12 protein-coding genes (1 of these 12 cut by a window edge) are annotated in these 14,947 nt (G+C 72.2%); 4 read left to right on the plus strand and 8 right to left on the minus strand.

What is annotated here, in order from left to right; translation table 11 throughout:
• Window positions 1–190: 190 nt before the first annotated feature.
• From M446_RS22230 to M446_RS22240, 3 genes are all read right to left on the minus strand, one after another.
• Window positions 191–1,327, minus strand: a complete 1,137-nt coding sequence (locus M446_RS22230) for a helix-turn-helix transcriptional regulator (RefSeq protein WP_012334365.1) — start codon at window positions 1,325–1,327, stop codon at window positions 191–193.
• Between the two features lie 33 nt (window positions 1,328–1,360).
• Window positions 1,361–1,861 carry a hypothetical protein gene (locus M446_RS22235; protein WP_012334366.1) on the minus strand — a complete coding sequence of 167 codons (501 nt, stop codon included), beginning with the start codon at window positions 1,859–1,861 and terminating at the stop codon, window positions 1,361–1,363.
• Between the two features lie 480 nt (window positions 1,862–2,341).
• Window positions 2,342–3,823, minus strand: coding sequence for a methyl-accepting chemotaxis protein (locus tag M446_RS22240; RefSeq protein WP_012334367.1), 1,482 nt, complete (start codon window positions 3,821–3,823; stop codon window positions 2,342–2,344).
• Between the two features lie 760 nt (window positions 3,824–4,583).
• On the opposite strand from M446_RS22240, the gene M446_RS22245 reads away from it, so the two are divergent.
• Both M446_RS22245 and M446_RS22250 read left to right on the plus strand, forming a co-directional pair.
• Entirely contained in the window at window positions 4,584–4,988 is a 405-nt protein-coding gene (locus M446_RS22245) for a DUF2946 family protein (RefSeq protein WP_012334368.1), read from the plus strand.
• A gap of 120 nt (window positions 4,989–5,108) precedes the next feature.
• Window positions 5,109–7,268, plus strand: coding sequence for a TonB-dependent siderophore receptor (locus M446_RS22250; protein ID WP_012334369.1), 2,160 nt, complete (start codon window positions 5,109–5,111; stop codon window positions 7,266–7,268).
• A 53-nt stretch (window positions 7,269–7,321) separates the two neighbouring features.
• On the opposite strand, the gene M446_RS22255 is transcribed toward M446_RS22250, so the two are convergent.
• The 5 genes from M446_RS22255 to M446_RS22280 form a co-directional block, all read right to left on the minus strand.
• Complete coding sequence (locus M446_RS22255; RefSeq protein WP_012334370.1) at window positions 7,322–8,251, minus strand: 3-keto-5-aminohexanoate cleavage protein; 930 nt, start codon at window positions 8,249–8,251, stop codon at window positions 7,322–7,324.
• Between the two features lie 25 nt (window positions 8,252–8,276).
• Window positions 8,277–9,203, minus strand: a complete 927-nt coding sequence (locus M446_RS22260; protein ID WP_012334371.1) for a 3-hydroxyacyl-CoA dehydrogenase — start codon at window positions 9,201–9,203, stop codon at window positions 8,277–8,279.
• A 14-nt stretch (window positions 9,204–9,217) separates the two neighbouring features.
• Window positions 9,218–11,740 carry a branched-chain amino acid ABC transporter ATP-binding protein/permease gene (locus M446_RS22265; protein WP_012334372.1) on the minus strand — a complete coding sequence of 841 codons (2,523 nt, stop codon included), beginning with the start codon at window positions 11,738–11,740 and terminating at the stop codon, window positions 9,218–9,220.
• Window positions 11,741–11,750: 10 nt separating this feature from the next.
• A complete protein-coding gene (locus tag M446_RS22270; protein ID WP_012334373.1) occupies window positions 11,751–12,626 on the minus strand; it encodes a branched-chain amino acid ABC transporter permease in 876 nt (291 codons plus the stop codon).
• A gap of 199 nt (window positions 12,627–12,825) precedes the next feature.
• Complete coding sequence (locus M446_RS22280) at window positions 12,826–14,073, minus strand: ABC transporter substrate-binding protein (protein ID WP_012334374.1); 1,248 nt, start codon at window positions 14,071–14,073, stop codon at window positions 12,826–12,828.
• Window positions 14,074–14,219: 146 nt separating this feature from the next.
• Here M446_RS22280 and M446_RS22285 point away from each other — a divergent pair, with 146 nt between their 5' ends.
• Both M446_RS22285 and M446_RS22290 read left to right on the plus strand, forming a co-directional pair.
• The gene (locus M446_RS22285) at window positions 14,220–14,924 is read left to right on the plus strand and encodes a GntR family transcriptional regulator (RefSeq protein ID WP_012334375.1); all 705 of its coding nucleotides are present in this window, start codon (window positions 14,220–14,222) and stop codon (window positions 14,922–14,924) included.
• Window positions 14,924–14,947, plus strand: the 5' portion of a protein-coding gene (locus M446_RS22290) for an SDR family oxidoreductase (protein ID WP_012334376.1). It continues 744 nt past the right edge of the window; 24 of the gene's 768 nt are visible here — the first part of the coding sequence; the start codon lies at window positions 14,924–14,926; its stop codon lies beyond the right edge, outside the window. The genes M446_RS22285 and M446_RS22290 overlap by 1 nt, the downstream gene beginning before the upstream one ends.

The raw sequence follows: 14,947 nt of genomic DNA on the forward strand, positions 1-14,947 counted from the left end.
TGTCCCACTTGTGCAAAGGTGGAATGGCACACTCCCCTGTCGGAGCGGACGCGGGAGGCCGCCATGGGGTGGGTCCTGATGAGCGAGCGCGAGCTGCAGCGGGGCGAGGTTCTGCATGCGGTCCGGGCGGGTCGACAGACTGTCACGGCCGCGGCGCAGGAGCTGCGCCGCAGCCGCGCCGGTCCCGACCTCACGCCCGGGCCTGCGTCAGGCCGAGCGTGTTCCCCAGCAGACTGACCAGCTCGGCCTGTCGCGAGACCCCGATCTTGGCGAAGACCGCCTTCAGCTGGGTGCGCACGGTGGCTTCGCTGGTGCCGGATTTCGTGGCCACGTCGCTGACCGTCTGGCCCTGGGCGATGAAGCGCGCGACCCGTGCCTCGGCGGCCGTGAGGTCGAACAATCCCTGGATCACCGCCGCGGGCGGTGGATCGCGCTGGCAGAGCGGCGTCAGCACGACGAGGCTCGCGGCGGGTGTGTACAGGTCGCGGGCCGCCCCGCGGATCGGCACGACGTGGGCCACGGCGGGAGGCTGGCCTTCGGCCGGCGGCACGGGGATCGACATCACGGCCGATCCGGCCGGCGCGTGGTTGCGGATGGCCGCGAGGGCCGTCTGCAGGAGCGCATCGGCGCCGGCATCCCGCAGGTGGAAGGCCCCGCGGGCTCCTTCGAGCGCGCAGCTCGGCATCCGAGCCCGCATGTGCGGGTTCGCGTCGATCAGGGCGCCGGACTCGCTCAGCACGGCCGCGGGCAGCCCGAGAATGGCCAAGGTCTCGGTCGTCGCTCGGGCCCGCTCCAGTCCGAGCCGCGCCGCCATCATGGCGGCCCGGGCGAGGTGCGGCCGCAGCGTGTTCAGCGCCGCCACGGTCTCGGCGGGAACCGGTCCGTCCTCGTAGCGCCGGTCGAAGGTGAAGGTGAAGACGTCGCCCGAGGGGATCCTCATGAACAGGCCGGCCGCCCAGCCGACGCCGTAGCCGCGATAGAACGGGTAGCTCGGCATCTGCATGAGCTCGTCCCGGGTCATGATGTCGTCGTCGGAGATGAAGAACGGGTGCCCGAGCGCGCGCCCACGCTGGACCCAGGTGCAGCGCGTGGCCCAGCCCTCCGTGAAGAAGGCGTGGAACATCGGTGCCACGGCGGCCGAGGTCGTCCAGCGGATCCTGGGATCGATCCTGGGGACGAGGGGCGGGATGGAGGACGGCAGCGTCACGAGAGCGCCGCCCACCATCCCGAGCGCCTCGGCGATCGACTCCAGGATTGCGGGCCAGAGGTCCGGCACGATCGCGGCCTCGTAGATCCGCTCGACCTGCGTCTCGTCAGGCTGCCACATCCCGTCGATATCCGCGTTCCGTCGTGACCCGGCTCACCGGCCCGACATCATGGTGGCGGGCGGCGTGAAGGTGCCGGACCACTGCGAGACCGCGTCGGTCTTCGACGTATACATGACCGAGAACGTCCCGCTGCCCCGCAGCCCCTTGAAGGCGCCGCCGGCCTCCTTGGTCCTGAAGCGGCCCTGCGCGGTCACCCTCCCCTGCGCATCGGTCGCGACCGCGCCGGTATAGGTGCTGACTGTGGTGCCCGTGGGGGTGGTGAAGGTGATGGTGCCCCGCACCGGTCCGCGGCCGCGCTTGAGCGTGGCGACCTCGTTGATCCCGACGGCGGCGCCGTCGAGCGGCTGGCCGGGACTCTGGTTCGTGCCCGTGCCGCTCTGCTGGATCTGCAGGTGATCCGGCGACCCGAGCGGCCGCGCCTCCTGCCGATCAAGGTGGATGGTGAAGGTGCCGGACATCGGCATCGCCACCGAGGCCGTGACGCACGTCAACAGTGAAACCGCCGCAGCAGGAATCGAGAGACCAAGCGTCATGTTGAGGCTCCATTCAATTGCATGCTACATGAGTTTCGAGTGCCCCTTCTTGTTGGCGTCGAGGATAGACGGGGAGGAAAACTTTCCATCATCCAAATAGGGTAGGAGATCCGCGAATTCGCGCGGCGCGGCCGGTGGCGCCGGTCCGCCCCGATCGCGCGGTTCCGCGCCCGTCATCGACGATGATCTTTGGCGCAGCATCCGAAGCTTCGCCGAGCGTCCGCCTCTGCATCGCAAGATCGAGCTGGACCGGAGGCGCTGTCGATCTCGGGCCTGCCCGAGATCGAGGTGATGGCGATCTCGGGCAGGCCCGAGATCGAGGTGATGGCGATCTCGGGCAGGCCCGAGATCGAGGTGATGGCGATCTCGGGCAGGCCCGAGATCGAGGTGATGGCGATCTCGGGCAGGCCCGAGATCGAGGTGATGGCGATCTCGGGCAGGCCCGAGATCGATGGGGCGCTACCGTCCGGGTCTTCGCCGTCAGACCATCCGGCGCGCGAACCCGGCCATCTCGCTCATCGAGGCGCCCACCGCGGCCGCCGCGGCCTCGATGGCCCGGGCGCTCTCGCGCACCTGCTCCACGCTCCCCGCCACCGTCTCCACCCCGCTCGTGACCGCCCGCGTGGCGTCGGCCTGCTCGGACACCGCCTGCGACACGCGCCCGGAGAGCGCGCTCATCTGGTGGATGGCCTGGCTGATGGTCTCGATCACCCGCACGGCCTCGCCGGTCGAGGTCTGGACCGCGGCGATCAGGCTGCCGATCTCCTCGGCCGCCCGCGACGACTGGCCGGCCAGCGCCTTCACCTCGGTGGCGACCACCGAGAAGCCCCGCCCCGCCTCGCCGGCCCGCGCCGCCTCGATCGTGGCGTTGAGCGCGAGCAGGTTCGTCTGCTCGGCCACAGCGCGGATCGCGCTCACCGCGTCGCCGATCCGGTCGGCCGCCTGAAGCAGGCCGGTCACGATGCCCCGCGCCTCCTCGGTCTGGCGCACGGCGGCGTCGCCGGCGTGGCGCGCCTCGCCGGCGTGGCGCGTCAGGCCCTCGATCGAGGCCGCGACGGCCCGCGTTCCCGCCGCCGCCTGCCCCACAGTGGCGGCGGTCGCGTCGGCCGCCTGCGCGGTCCCAGAGACCTGGGCCGCCACCCCCGCCATGGTCTCGTCGATCTCCGACAGCTTCGCCTCGATCGCCGCCAGCGCCTGCTCGCGCTCGCGGCGCTGCCGCACCGCCTCGGTGGTGTCGGTCGCGTACTTGACGATCTTGACGGGCCGGCCGCTCGCGTCGAGCACCGGGTTGTAGATCGCCTGCAGCCAGATCTCGCGGCCGCCCTTGCCGATGCGGCGGAACTCGCCGGAGTGGAACTCGCCGCGGCCGAGCCGCTGCCAGAACGCCGCGTAGGCCGGCGCCGCCCGCTCCTGGGGATCGACGAAGATCTCGTGATGGCGCCCGGCGATCTCGTCGAGGCCGTAGCCGACCGCGCGCAGGAAATTCGGGTTGGCGGTCAGGATCCGGCCCGACAGGTCGAACTCGATCATCGCCCAGGCGCGCTCGACCGCCTCGATCTTGCCGCGGCAATCCGCGTCGCTGCGCTTGCGCTCGGTGATGTCGGTGGCGACCTTCACCACCTTGGTCGGGCGGCCGCCGCGGCCCGGGATGGGCGTGTAGGTCGCCTGCAGCCAGATCTCGCGGCCGCCCTTGCCGAGCCGCCGCACCTCGGCAGTATGGGGCTCGCCGCGGGCGAGCGACGCCCAGAAGTCCCGGTAGGCGGCCCCGTCCTGCTCGGCCGGGTCGACGAACAGCCGGTGGTGGCGGCCCTTGATCTCGTCCAGCCCGTAGCCGACCGCCGTGAGGAACAGGGCATTGGCGTCGAGGATCGTCCCGTCCGGCGCGAAGGCGATCACCGCCTGCGAGCGGTCGAGCGCCGCGATCAGCGCGGCATTGTCACGGCCGAAGAACCACATGCTCATGTCCCGGTGATCGGACCGGCGCGCGCGATCCGTGAACAGCCCCGCACGGCCCGGGCCTCGTCCGGCCGGCGCCGGAATTCGCGGATCCGGCGCGCCAGAGGTTGGCCCGGGTTTGCCCGCCTCCGAGAGTGTCGCGCACAACACTTAACGCCCGGTTATTCACGCCGCCGCGATCCCCGGACTGACGCAGTGCGCGGGCGGGCACGCCCGACTTATCGCATGTCAACCCCGTTCTTTCGTCTGGCGGGAGCGCCTCGGCGACAGATATCTCCCGCAATACGGTTCAGTCTAATCAATGTGCTCTTCGGCGATGTTCAGGGAACGTGTCTCGGGGCGGCGCGCCGATCCGAGGCTTGGACGATATCCGGGTGGAACGTCGCGCGGTACGTCTGGCGCGGCAGCGGTGGAGCGCGTTGACGGGGCCGGGTCTGCCGCGGTCGCCGCCTGGGATCGCGGCCGGATCTCGCGACGCGACGGTGTTGGACCGGCGCGGGTTTCGGCCGCGACTTCGCTCCGGCAGAGGCGCGGCGCCGCTCTCCTCCGCCCCGTTCGGCGCGTCACACGCTGTCCGGACGATCGCGTCCGGACAACGTCTGCCAAGCCCGCGCGGCGCGTGAGCGAAGCCCAAATCCGCCTCGCGAAGCAATCCGTCGGATTCGGGATCACAGGTCGGTCGGCACGGGGATGCCGAGCGGGAGCTTCGCCGCCGAGCCGGCGGCGCGGCAGGCCGGCCTTGGCCTCGCCTCCCCGGGCGTGATAGATGACCTTGGGTCATCTGAGTCGCATCCTGAAAATATTCCAGCGAATAGGTCCGGCTCTGCTGTGCTGGCTGGCGGTGATCGTTCAGATCATCGCCCCCGGGGGCGCCACCGCGGCGGTCGTCCGCGCGACGTTCGACCCGTTCGCGCGCCTCGTCATCTGCGGTCCGGATCACCATTCCGGCGCCTCGCGCGACCGGCCCGAGGCCCCCCCGGCACTCCACGGCGATCCCTGCGGCCTCTGCCAACTCGTGGCCGCGGGCGGATTCGCTCCGCCGTCGGTGGCGCCCGCCCTGCCCTGCCCCCATCCGCCCGGACGGGTCGCTGCACGCCCCCGCCTCGCCCCGCTGGCGCGGCGGCGGCGCCTCGACCGGATCCGGGCCCGCGCCCCACCCGCCCCCGTCTGATTCCGACTGCATGCGCTGCCGGTGACCGCGGTCCCGCGCGCCCTTCGCGAATCCGTGCCGGTCCGCGCGATCCGGCGCGCCCCGTCACGCGACGCGCCCATGCGCCGTCGGGAGAGACTCATGACAATCGATCGCATCCTGAGGAGCGCGGCGCTCCTCACCCTGGCGGCTGCGGGCGCACCGGCCCTTGCCGCGCCGCGCCCGACCGGGACCGAAGCCCCGGCGCGGCCGGCGCCCGCCGACGTCCTGGCGCTGCCGGAATTGATCATCGCCGGTTGGCGCGACGGCGCGACCACCGAGGGCAGCGGCTCCTTCACGAGCGATGCCGTCACCGTCGCCGGCAAGGCCCCGGTGCGCCGCATCGACGTTCCGTACTCGGTCTCGGTCGTCACCCGGCGCCAGATCGAGGACCAGACCTTGACCACGGTCGACGAGGCGCTGGCCCGCGCCACGGGCGTCACCCGGATCTCGAACGAGCCGTCCCAGAGCCAGTACCTCATCCGCGGCTACGACCCGCAGGCGATGTCCGACGGCGTTCCGGTGCTCGGCGGGCTGAGCGGCTACCAGCAACTCGACACGGTGCTGTACGACCGGATCGAGGTGCTGCGCGGGCCCGCCGGGCTGCTCCTGGGCCAGGGTGAGCCCGCCGGCGTCGTCAATTTCGTGAGGAAGCGTCCTCGGGAGACCTTCGGCGCCTCCCTGGCGACCAGCTACGGCTCCTGGGCCAACAAGCGCGTCGAACTCGACCTCACGGGGCCGCTCGGCGGGGAGAGCGGCGTGCGCTGGCGGGGGATCCTGGCCGGGACCGACCGCGACTCCTCCTTCCGGGACGGGCACGGCACGCGCGGGCTCGGCGCCGGCATGATCTCGATCGACCTGACGCCCCGGACCACCCTGTCGCTCTCGGCCGTCCGCCAGGGCGACCTCTCGCCGTCCTTCTCGGGCCTCCCGGCCGATGCCGCGACCCGGCGCTTCCTGCGCGTGCCCCGCGACACCAACCCCTACCCGGCCTGGGCCAGGAACCAGTGGACGACCCAGGAATACGCGGCCGAACTCGAGCACCGGTTCGGCGAATGGGTGCTCAGAGCCGCCTATGTCCGCCGCTTGCAGGACTTCGCGTTCAAGGACGCGTACCCGGTCACCGGCACCGATCCGGCCGGCAATGCCAAGTATGCGCGGCGCTGGAGCATCTGGAGCTACGACCGGGAGGGGGCCGACCTCTCCGTGCAGGGACCGGTCGAGGCGTTCGGGCGCCGGCACGAGGTGCTGCTCGGGATGAACGCCATGTCCTGGTCGCAGGCCGGCCGGCGCGTGAACTACCCCCAGGTGGACGGCAACATCTTCGACCCGAATGCCGGCGTGGCGGAGCCGTTCGGCCCGTTCACCCGCGGGAGCCGCAACCTGCAAGAGCAGTGGGGCGTCTACGGCCAGACGCGGCTGCGCCTTCTCGACCCGCTCACGCTCGTCCTCGGCGGGCGCCTCTCCTCCTACGAGGCCCGCTCCCGGGCCGCCGCCCCGAGCCGCGGCACCCCCTGGGAGACCGACACGTCGGCCACGGCGCGGCCCTCGCCCTACGGGGCGCTGGTCTACGAACTCACGCCCGGGCTCAACGCCTATGCGAGCTACGCGGACATCTTCCTTCCGCAGACGGATCCGAAATGGCCGAGCGGCGTCATCGATCCCCGGGTCGGCACGCAATACGAGGTCGGCCTGAAGGGTGAGGCCCTGGAGGGGCGCCTGCAGGCCTCCGCCGCGCTGTTCCGGATCGACGACGTCAACCGCGCCTTCGACGACGCGGCCCACCCGAACTACTCCGTCGCCCTCGGCAAGGCGCGGAGCGAGGGCGTCGAGGTCGAGGTCTCGGGCGAGCTTCTCCCGGGCTGGCAGGCCGTGGCCGGCTACACCTATGCCCGGACGGAGTTGTTGAGGGACGATTCCCGGACGGGCGCGCGCCTGACGAACTGGCTGCCCAAGCACAGCGTGAAGCTGTGGTCGCAATACGACGTCCAGGAAGGCCCGCTGCGGGGCGTCTTCGTCGGTCTCGGCCTCGTCGCCGCCTCGACCACCTCCGACCAGGGACGCGTTCCGGTCCGCTTCCAGCCGCCCTACGCGGTCCTCGACCTCCAGATCGGCTACGCGGTGAACCGGACCCTGAAAGCGACCCTGTCCGTCAACAACGTGCTCGACACGGTCTATCGCACGCGGATCGGCGGCCTCAACACCTACAACACCTACGGGGATCCGAGGAACGTGATGCTGACGCTGCGCGCCACGTTCTGAGCCGATGCCCGGCGGCGGGTCCGGGCGCCGGCCCGCGACCCGCCGCCGCCCGCTCAGAACCCGACCCGGTCGCCGCCCTTGAGCCCGAGGATGCCGCGGGCGTCGTCGGGGGTGGCGATCTCCAGGCCCAGCCCCTCGATGATCTGGCGCACCTTCGTCACCTGCTCGGCATTCGACTGCGCGAGCTTGCCGGGTCCGATCCAGAGGGAATCCTCCAGCCCGACCCGCACGTTGCCACCCATCGCGGCAGCCTGGGCGGCGATGGGCAATTGGTTGCGGCCCGCGCCCAGCACGGACCAGTGGTAATCCCGGCCGAACAGCCGGTCGGCGGTGCGCTTCATGTGAAGCACGTCCTCCGGGTGCGGGCCGATCCCGCCGAGGATCCCGAACACGCTCTGCACGAAGAACGGGGGCTTGATCACGCCCCGGTCGGCGAAGTGGGCGAGCGTGTAGAGGTGGCCGATATCGTAGCACTCCACCTCGAAGCGGGTGCCGTTCTCGGCGCAGGTGGTCAGGATGTGCTCGATGTCCGCGAACGTGTTCTTGAAGATGCGGTCGCGGGAGCCGGCCAGGTAAGGCTCCTCCCAGTCGTGCCGGAAGCTCTTGAAGCGCTCCAGCATCGGGTAGAGGCCGAAATTCATCGAGCCCATGTTGAGGGAGGCGACTTCGGGCTTGAGCGTCGAGGCCGGGGCGAGGCGCTCCTCGATGCCCATGGTGGGCGCGCCGCCGGTGGTCAGGTTGATGACGCAGTTCGCGCGCTGCTTGATCACCGACAGGAACGGGCGGAAGGCCTCCGGCCGCTGGTCGGGCTTCCCGGTGCGCGGGTCGCGGGCGTGCAGGTGGACGATCGCCGCGCCGGCCTCGGCGGCGCCGATCGCCGCCTCGGCAATCTCCTCGGGCGTGACCGGCAGGTGGGGCGACATCGAGGGCGTGTGGATCGCCCCGGTGACGGCGCAGGTGATGACGACTTTGCGTGCGGCCATGGCAGGTCCTTTCGGGCAGGTCATCTCAGGATTGGGCGCGCTTGTGCGCCATCAGGGCGGCCAAGCGGGCGTCCCGGCGGCGCGCGCGCTCGGCTTGGCTCGCCGGATCGGGACCGCCTCGCCAAGCGGCCGCGATCCGCGCGAGGCTCTCCGCCTCCCAGACCTGGGGCGGGGCCGGGTCGGCGGCGAGGCGGCGGTAGAATCCGCCGTAGCGGGCGGCGTAGTCGGGCACGCCGCCGGGCGCGTTGAGGTCGATCGTCGCGAAGGGGCCGAGGAAGGACCAGCGCAGGCCGAGCCCCTCCGAGACCGTCTTGTCGAGATCCTCCGGGCTCACCACGCCCTCGGCGACGAGGCGGAAGGCCTCCGACAGCAGCGCCCCCTGCAGCCGGTTGAGGACGAAGCCCTCCACCTCGCGGTGCACGGTCACGGGCACCTGCCCCGCCGCCTCGTAGAGGGCGCGGGCGCGGGAGATCGCGGCCGGATCGGTCCAGGGCGCGCCGCAGAGTTCCACCACCGGCACGAGGTGGGGCGGGTTGACCGGGTGCGCCACGAGGCAGCGGCCGCGGCCGGGCAGGCCCTCGGTGAAGAGGGAGGCGACGATCGCCGAGGTCGAGGAGGCCAGGATGGTCTCGCGCGGGCAGAGCGCGTCGAGCTCGGCGAACAGCGCGCGCTTGGCCTCGACGGTCTCGGGCCCGCTCTCCTGGACGAGGTCGGCCCCCGCCACCACCTCGTTCAAGGCCGCGTGGCAGCTGACGCGCGCGAGGGCGCCCGGGACGTCCGCGACGAGGCCGTGGGCGGAGAGCTGCCGCAGGGCCGCCTCGATATGGCCCGGCGCGGCCTCGCGCGCGGCCGGATCCCGGTCGGTGAGGCGGACCCGGAACCCGGCCCGGGCGAAGACCACGGCCCAGGAGCGGCCGATCAGGCCGGCTCCGACGAGGGCGACGTTCGGCATGGCAGGATCTCCCGTTACAGCCACAGCACCTGGCGGCGCAGGGCCAAGTCGTCGCGCAGCGCGCGCGACGGGCCGACATGCATGACGCGGCCGCGCTCCAGCGCGACGGTCCGGTCGGAGAGCGCCAGGGCGAGGTCGAGGTTGTGGTCGACGATGACGATCGAGACCTCGCGGCGCAGGGCGTCGAAGGTCTCGAACAGGCTCTCGACGATCGCCGGCGCCAAGCCCTCGAAGGGCTCGTCGAGCAGGAGCACGCGGGTGTCGCCCGAGAGGGCGCGGGCCACCGCCACCATCTGCTGCTCGCCGCCCGACAGGTAGTCGGCGGGGGTGCGCCAGCGCTCGCGCAGGCGCGGGAAATAGGCGAGGATGCGCTCCTCGTCCCAGTGCACGCCGTGCCCGGTGCGCCGCCGCAGCCGGCCGAGTTCGAGATTCTCCGCGACGCTCATGCCCGCGAAGAGCCCCCTGCCCTGCGGCACGTAGCCGATGCCGGCCCGGGCGATGGCGGCGGCCGAGCGCCCGTCGAGGCTCTCGCCGGCGAGGCGGATCCGGCCGGCGGCGTGGGGCGCGATCCCGGTGACCGTCTTGAGGCAGGTCGACTTGCCGGCGCCGTTGCGGCCGAGCAGCGCCACGATCTCGTTCTCGTGCACCGCGAAGGTGACGCCGTTGAGGATGTGGCTCTTGCCGTAGAACGTGTCGACCTGATCAAGGGAGAGGAGCGTGCCTCCGCCCGCGGCGCTCGGGCGGGGCTTGGCGGCGATCGCGGCGGTGCCCGAGCCGATATAAACCTCCTGCACCGCCGGGCTGGTGCGGGCCTCCTCGACGGTGCCGTCGACGAGGACGCGGCCCTCGTTCATCACCGTGACGGCGTCGGCGATCTGGAAGACCCGGTCGATGTCGTGCTCGACCATCAAGACCGGCACCTCCGTCGAGACCCGCTTGATGATGTCGCCGATGCGCCCGCGCTCGGCCGCCGCGAGGCCGGCGAGCGGCTCGTCGAGGAGGAGCACGCGGGGCTTGGTGGCGAGCGCCACTCCCATGTCGAGGAGGCGCTGGCCGCCGTAGGAGAGGGAGCCGGCCTCCGTCCGCTCCAGCCCCGCGAGGCCGAGCCAGCGCAGGATCTCGGCCGTCTCCGCGGCCACCGCCCGGTCCCGGCGGGCGTCGCGCCAGGGATTGAAGCGGCCGGGATGCCGGCTCTGGACCGCGAGGCGGACATTCTCCTCGACGCTCAGCGCCGGAAACAGGTTGGTGATCTGGAAGGAGCGGCCGAGGCCGGCCCGGCAGATCCGCTCGGGGGCGAGCCCCGCGATCGAGCGCTCCTCCAGGGTCACGTCGCCGGCATCGGGCCGGAACATCCCGGAGATCAGGTTGAAGGCCGTGGTCTTGCCGGCGCCGTTCGGGCCGATCAGGGCGTGCAGCGTCCGGTCGCGCACCGCGATCGAGACGTCCTCCACCGCCCGGATGCCGCCGAAGCGCTTGGCGATGCCGCTCGCCCGCAGGATCGCGCCCGCGACCGCCCCGTCCGGGCGCAGGAAGCCGGGCAGGTTCTCGGGGGCGCCGGCCCGCCGGCCGGCCATCGCGGCGTCCTCGCTCGGGGCCGGCCGGATCAGGCGCAGCACCCGCCGGCCGATGCCGACGAGCCCGTCCGGCGAGAACAGGATGAAGCCGATGAACAGGAGGCCGAACCAGAACAGCCAGTCGCCGGTCCAGATCGAGAGCAGTTCCCGAAACAGGATGAAGAACAGCGCGCCGATCGCCGGGCCGGCGAGGCTGCGCATGCCCCCGATCACCACCATGGCGAGGAGTTCGCCCGAGAAGGCGGTGCCGAGCGGCTCGGCCGAGGCGAAGCGGTGGGTGAAGACCTCGAGCACGCCCGCGAGGCCCGTCACCGCCGCCGAGATCGTGAAGGCGAGGAGCTTGTAGCGGGCGGTGGGGTAGCCGAGGAAGCGGGCCCGCTGCTCGTTCTCGCGGATCGCCTCCAGCACGCTGCCGACCGCCGAGCGGCGCAGCCGCGCGAGCCCGCAGAGCACCGCGAAGCCGACGACCGCCACGCAGGCGTACCACGTCGCCGGGGCGTCGAGGTCGATGCCGAGCAGGGAGGGCCGCACCACGCCGCCGAAGCCGCTCTCGCCCCCGGTCAGCGCCGTCCAGCGATAGGCCACCGTGAAGGTCAGCGCCGAGAGGGCCAGCGTCAGCAGCGAGAAGTAGACGCCCCGGCGGCGCAGGATCAGCAGGCCGACGAGGAGGGCGGCGAGGGCCACGAAGGCGAGGGCGAAGACGGCCGGCGCGACGAGGCCGCCGGGGAAGAGGGCGCGCTGGCTGATCGCCGCCGCGTAGGCGCCGAGGCCTAAGAAGGCGCCGTGCCCGAAGGAGACGAGGCCGGTCTGCCCGACCAGGATGTTGAGGCCCAGGCAGGCCACCGCGAAGACCACCACGTCGGTGGCCGTGGTCAGGGTGAGGCCGAGCCCCTGCAGGCCGAGCGGCAGGACGACGAGGGCGAGCGCCAGGAGGGGGAGCGCGAGCCGATCGGTGCGGGTCATCGGGCGGTCCCTACTCGAAGCGCAGGATGCGCTCGCCGAACAGGCCGCGCGGCCGGACGAGCAGGATGAGGGCCATGAGCGCGTAGATCGCGGCCTCGGCGAAGCCCGGATAGACGAGGACCATCAGGCCGCGCACCACGCCGACGATCAGGGCCGCCACGACCACGCCCCAGAACGAGCCGAGGCCGCCGATCACCACGACCACGAAGGCGCCGGTGAGCACCTCCGCGCCCATGGCCGGGTGCACGCCCGTGATCGGCGCCAGCATCACGCCCGCGAGCCCCGCGAGCGCGACGCTGATGAACACCACCGCCGCCATGTAGGGCTTGAGCGAGATGCCGAGCGCCGCGACCATGTCGGGATTCTGCACCCCGGCCCGCACCACGCGCCCGAAGGTGGTGCGCTGCAGGAGGAACCAGACGGCGGCGACCGCCGCCACCACGGCGGCGAGGATGGTCAGCCGGTAGCGGGAGAGGATGAAGTCGCCCAGGAAGACCTGTCCGCGCAGCGCCTGCGGGATCCCGTAGGGCAGCGGCGGCGCGCCGAAGATCATGCGCAGGGCCTGCTCGGCCACCATGGCGAGGCCGAAGGTCAGGAGGAGCGAGAGGATCGGGTCGGAGCGGTAGAAGCGGCGGAAGAGCAGCCGCTCGGCCGCGAGGCCGATGATCCCGACGAGGAGCGGCGCGGCGAGGATCGCGCCGGAGAAGCCGAGGCTCGGCGAGAGCACGATGGTGAGGTAGGCGCCGACGGCGAAGAACGCCCCGTGCGCGAGGTTCACGATGCCGCCGAGGCTGAAGATCAGCGACAGGCCGAGCGCGATCAGGAGGTAGATCGCTCCCAGGAACAGGCCGTTCACGACCTGCTCGACGGCGAGGGTGAGGAGCATCACGGGACGTGTCCGGTCGGAGGGACGGGGTTGCGGAGCGGCCGGGACGGGATCCCGGCCGCCGGGGCGGAGGCGCGCGCCTCACGCGATGTCCGGCTGATCGCCTCGCGATGCGGCAAGCGGCTTCGCCGGGGCGGAGCGTCGCTCGGCCGCGCGGGCTCCCGGTGCGAATGCCGAGAGCCCTGTTCCGGACTTCGCGTCACCCCTCCATCTTGCAGGCGGCCTCCTCGGCGGTCGGGGCCAGCACCTCCAGGTCCTCGTTCGGCCCCGGCAGGGCCGGCGAGGACGAGAAGATGTCCCACTTGTCCTTGACCTTGTCGGCCGGCAGCGCGGTGATCGCGTACATCTCGCTGATCAGCTGGTGGTCGCGGGCGCGGAAATAGCCGGGGCGCGGCTTCTGCACGTCGAACTTGGCGCCGCCCTCCAGGTAGGAGACCAGGGCCGGCCCCTCGGTCGACTTCGCCTCGCGGATCGCCTGGGCGACGATGCGGATGCCGTTGTAGTCGCCCCAGGCCTGGTTCTCGGGCGGCTTGCCGTACTTCTTGGTGAAGGCGGCCACGAAGGCCTTGGCGGAGGGCGTGTCGACCTTGTGGTGCCACAGGCAGGGCCAGGTGCCGGCGAAGTTGCCCGCGCCCGCGCCCCAGGCGAGCGCGGTGTCGAAGCCGAAGCCCGCGATCGGGAAGGGCAGTCCGTACTCGGCGTACTGCTTGAGGAAGTTGGTGATCTGGTTGCCGGCGAGGTTCGAGATCACGAGGTCGGGTTTGGCCTGCCGGATCTTGATCAGGTAGGCGGAGAAGTCGGTGGCGTCGGTCGGCACGAGCTCGTCCGCGGCGAAGCTGCCGCCGTTGCCCTGCATGAACCCCTTGGCGACGCGCAGGAGGTCGTGCCCGAAGGCGTAGTCGGCGGTGAGCGAGTACCAGCGCTTGCCCTTCACCAGCCCCTCCTGGACCAGCGAGCGGCCGACCGCCTTCACGTACATCGAGTTGGCGCCCTCGATGTGGAACATGAAGCGCTTGCAATCCTGGCCGCGCAGCGCGTCGGAGTTCGCCCCGGTGTTGAAGAAGGGGGTGCGACCGCGCTGCGCCACCTGCCCGATGGCGAGGGCCGAGGCGGAGGAGATCTCGCCGACGATGGCCGCGACCTTGTCGCGCTCGACGTAGCGCTCGGCCTTGCTGGAGGCGGTCTGGGGATTCACCGAATCCTCGGTGAGGAGTTCGATCCGGCGGCCGTTGATGCCGCCCGCGGCGTTGATCTCCTCGGTGGCGAGCTGGGCCGCCATCACGGCGTACTCGCCGAGCGGCCCGAGGAAGCCCGTGCGCGGCGTCAGGTGACCGATGCGGATCGGCCCCTCCTGCGCCCGCCCGATGGCCGGCATCGCGAGCGCCGCGCCCGCCGCCAAGCCTCCCTGCACGAGGAGGCGGCGCGTCGGCTTCATGCCCTGCGTCATGGGTCTCGTCCCCTGCCCTAGCAATCCGTCACGGTCGCGTGGCTTGCCGTGATCTGTGATCACACTTAGGCTGCCATCAAACCGGGTGCCTGTCGAGATGCCGGCCAGCGGGCGGGCGCCGAAACCCGCCGGAGGAGCGCGACGCCGTGGACGGGGCCATCGCCAGGATCGGCCGAATGGAGCGCGCGACGCTGGGCGACCGCGTCTACGCCGAGCTGCGCGGGCTCCTGATCGCCGGGGAACTCGCGCCGGGCGAGCGGCTGTCCCTGCGCCGCGTCGCCGCCGAACTCGGCACCTCGATGATGCCGGTGCGCGAGGCGGTGTCGCGGCTCGCCGCCGACCGGGCGCTGGAGGTGCTCCCGAACCGCTCCGTGCGGGTGCCGCTGATGGATGCGGGGCAGTTCCGCGAGCTGACGCGGGTGCGCGTCGTCGTCGAGGGCTTCGCCGCCGAGGAGGCGGCCCGCGCCCGCACGGAGGCCGATCTCGCGGCCGTCGCCCTGCAGGACGCGCTCTTCCGCGCCGAGGCCCGCGCGGCCTCGCCGAATTTCGAGCGGGCGGTGCGGGCGAACAAGGACCTGCATTTCGCCGTCTACGCGGCGGCGCGGATGCCGACGCTCCTGGCGATCATCGAGGGGCTGTGGCTGCGCGTCGGCCCGGTGCTGAACCTGGACATGCGGGTCTCGGGCCAGCGCCTCGCCGAAGGGGCGGCGGAGCGCCACCACGCGGCGCTGGTCGCGGCGATTCGCGCCCGGGACGGGGCGGCGGCGCGCGCCGCGCTCGTCGCCGACGTCGAGGGCGCGGCGGCGTTCATCGCGGGCAGCGGGCGGCTGCCCGAGGAGAGGAGGGAATGATGGAGATGGGTGTGGCGGGCCTT

Origin of the sequence: Methylobacterium sp. 4-46, assembly GCF_000019365.1 — a bacterium.
In the GTDB taxonomy this organism is placed as follows: Bacteria; Pseudomonadota; Alphaproteobacteria; order Rhizobiales; family Beijerinckiaceae; genus Methylobacterium.

Coding starts and splice junctions, on each gene's coding strand:
- M446_RS22230 (WP_012334365.1), bottom strand. CDS start 1,327: ATGTGGCAGCCTGACGAGACGCAGGTCGAGCGGATCTACGAGGCCGCG.
- M446_RS22235 (WP_012334366.1), bottom strand. CDS start 1,861: ATGACGCTTGGTCTCTCGATTCCTGCTGCGGCGGTTTCACTGTTGACG.
- M446_RS22240 (WP_012334367.1), bottom strand. CDS start 3,823: ATGAGCATGTGGTTCTTCGGCCGTGACAATGCCGCGCTGATCGCGGCG.
- M446_RS22245 (WP_012334368.1), top strand. CDS start 4,584: ATGACCTTGGGTCATCTGAGTCGCATCCTGAAAATATTCCAGCGAATA.
- M446_RS22250 (WP_012334369.1), top strand. CDS start 5,109: ATGACAATCGATCGCATCCTGAGGAGCGCGGCGCTCCTCACCCTGGCG.
- M446_RS22255 (WP_012334370.1), bottom strand. CDS start 8,251: ATGGCCGCACGCAAAGTCGTCATCACCTGCGCCGTCACCGGGGCGATC.
- M446_RS22260 (WP_012334371.1), bottom strand. CDS start 9,203: ATGCCGAACGTCGCCCTCGTCGGAGCCGGCCTGATCGGCCGCTCCTGG.
- M446_RS22265 (WP_012334372.1), bottom strand. CDS start 11,740: ATGACCCGCACCGATCGGCTCGCGCTCCCCCTCCTGGCGCTCGCCCTC.
- M446_RS22270 (WP_012334373.1), bottom strand. CDS start 12,626: ATGCTCCTCACCCTCGCCGTCGAGCAGGTCGTGAACGGCCTGTTCCTG.
- M446_RS22280 (WP_012334374.1), bottom strand. CDS start 14,073: ATGACGCAGGGCATGAAGCCGACGCGCCGCCTCCTCGTGCAGGGAGGC.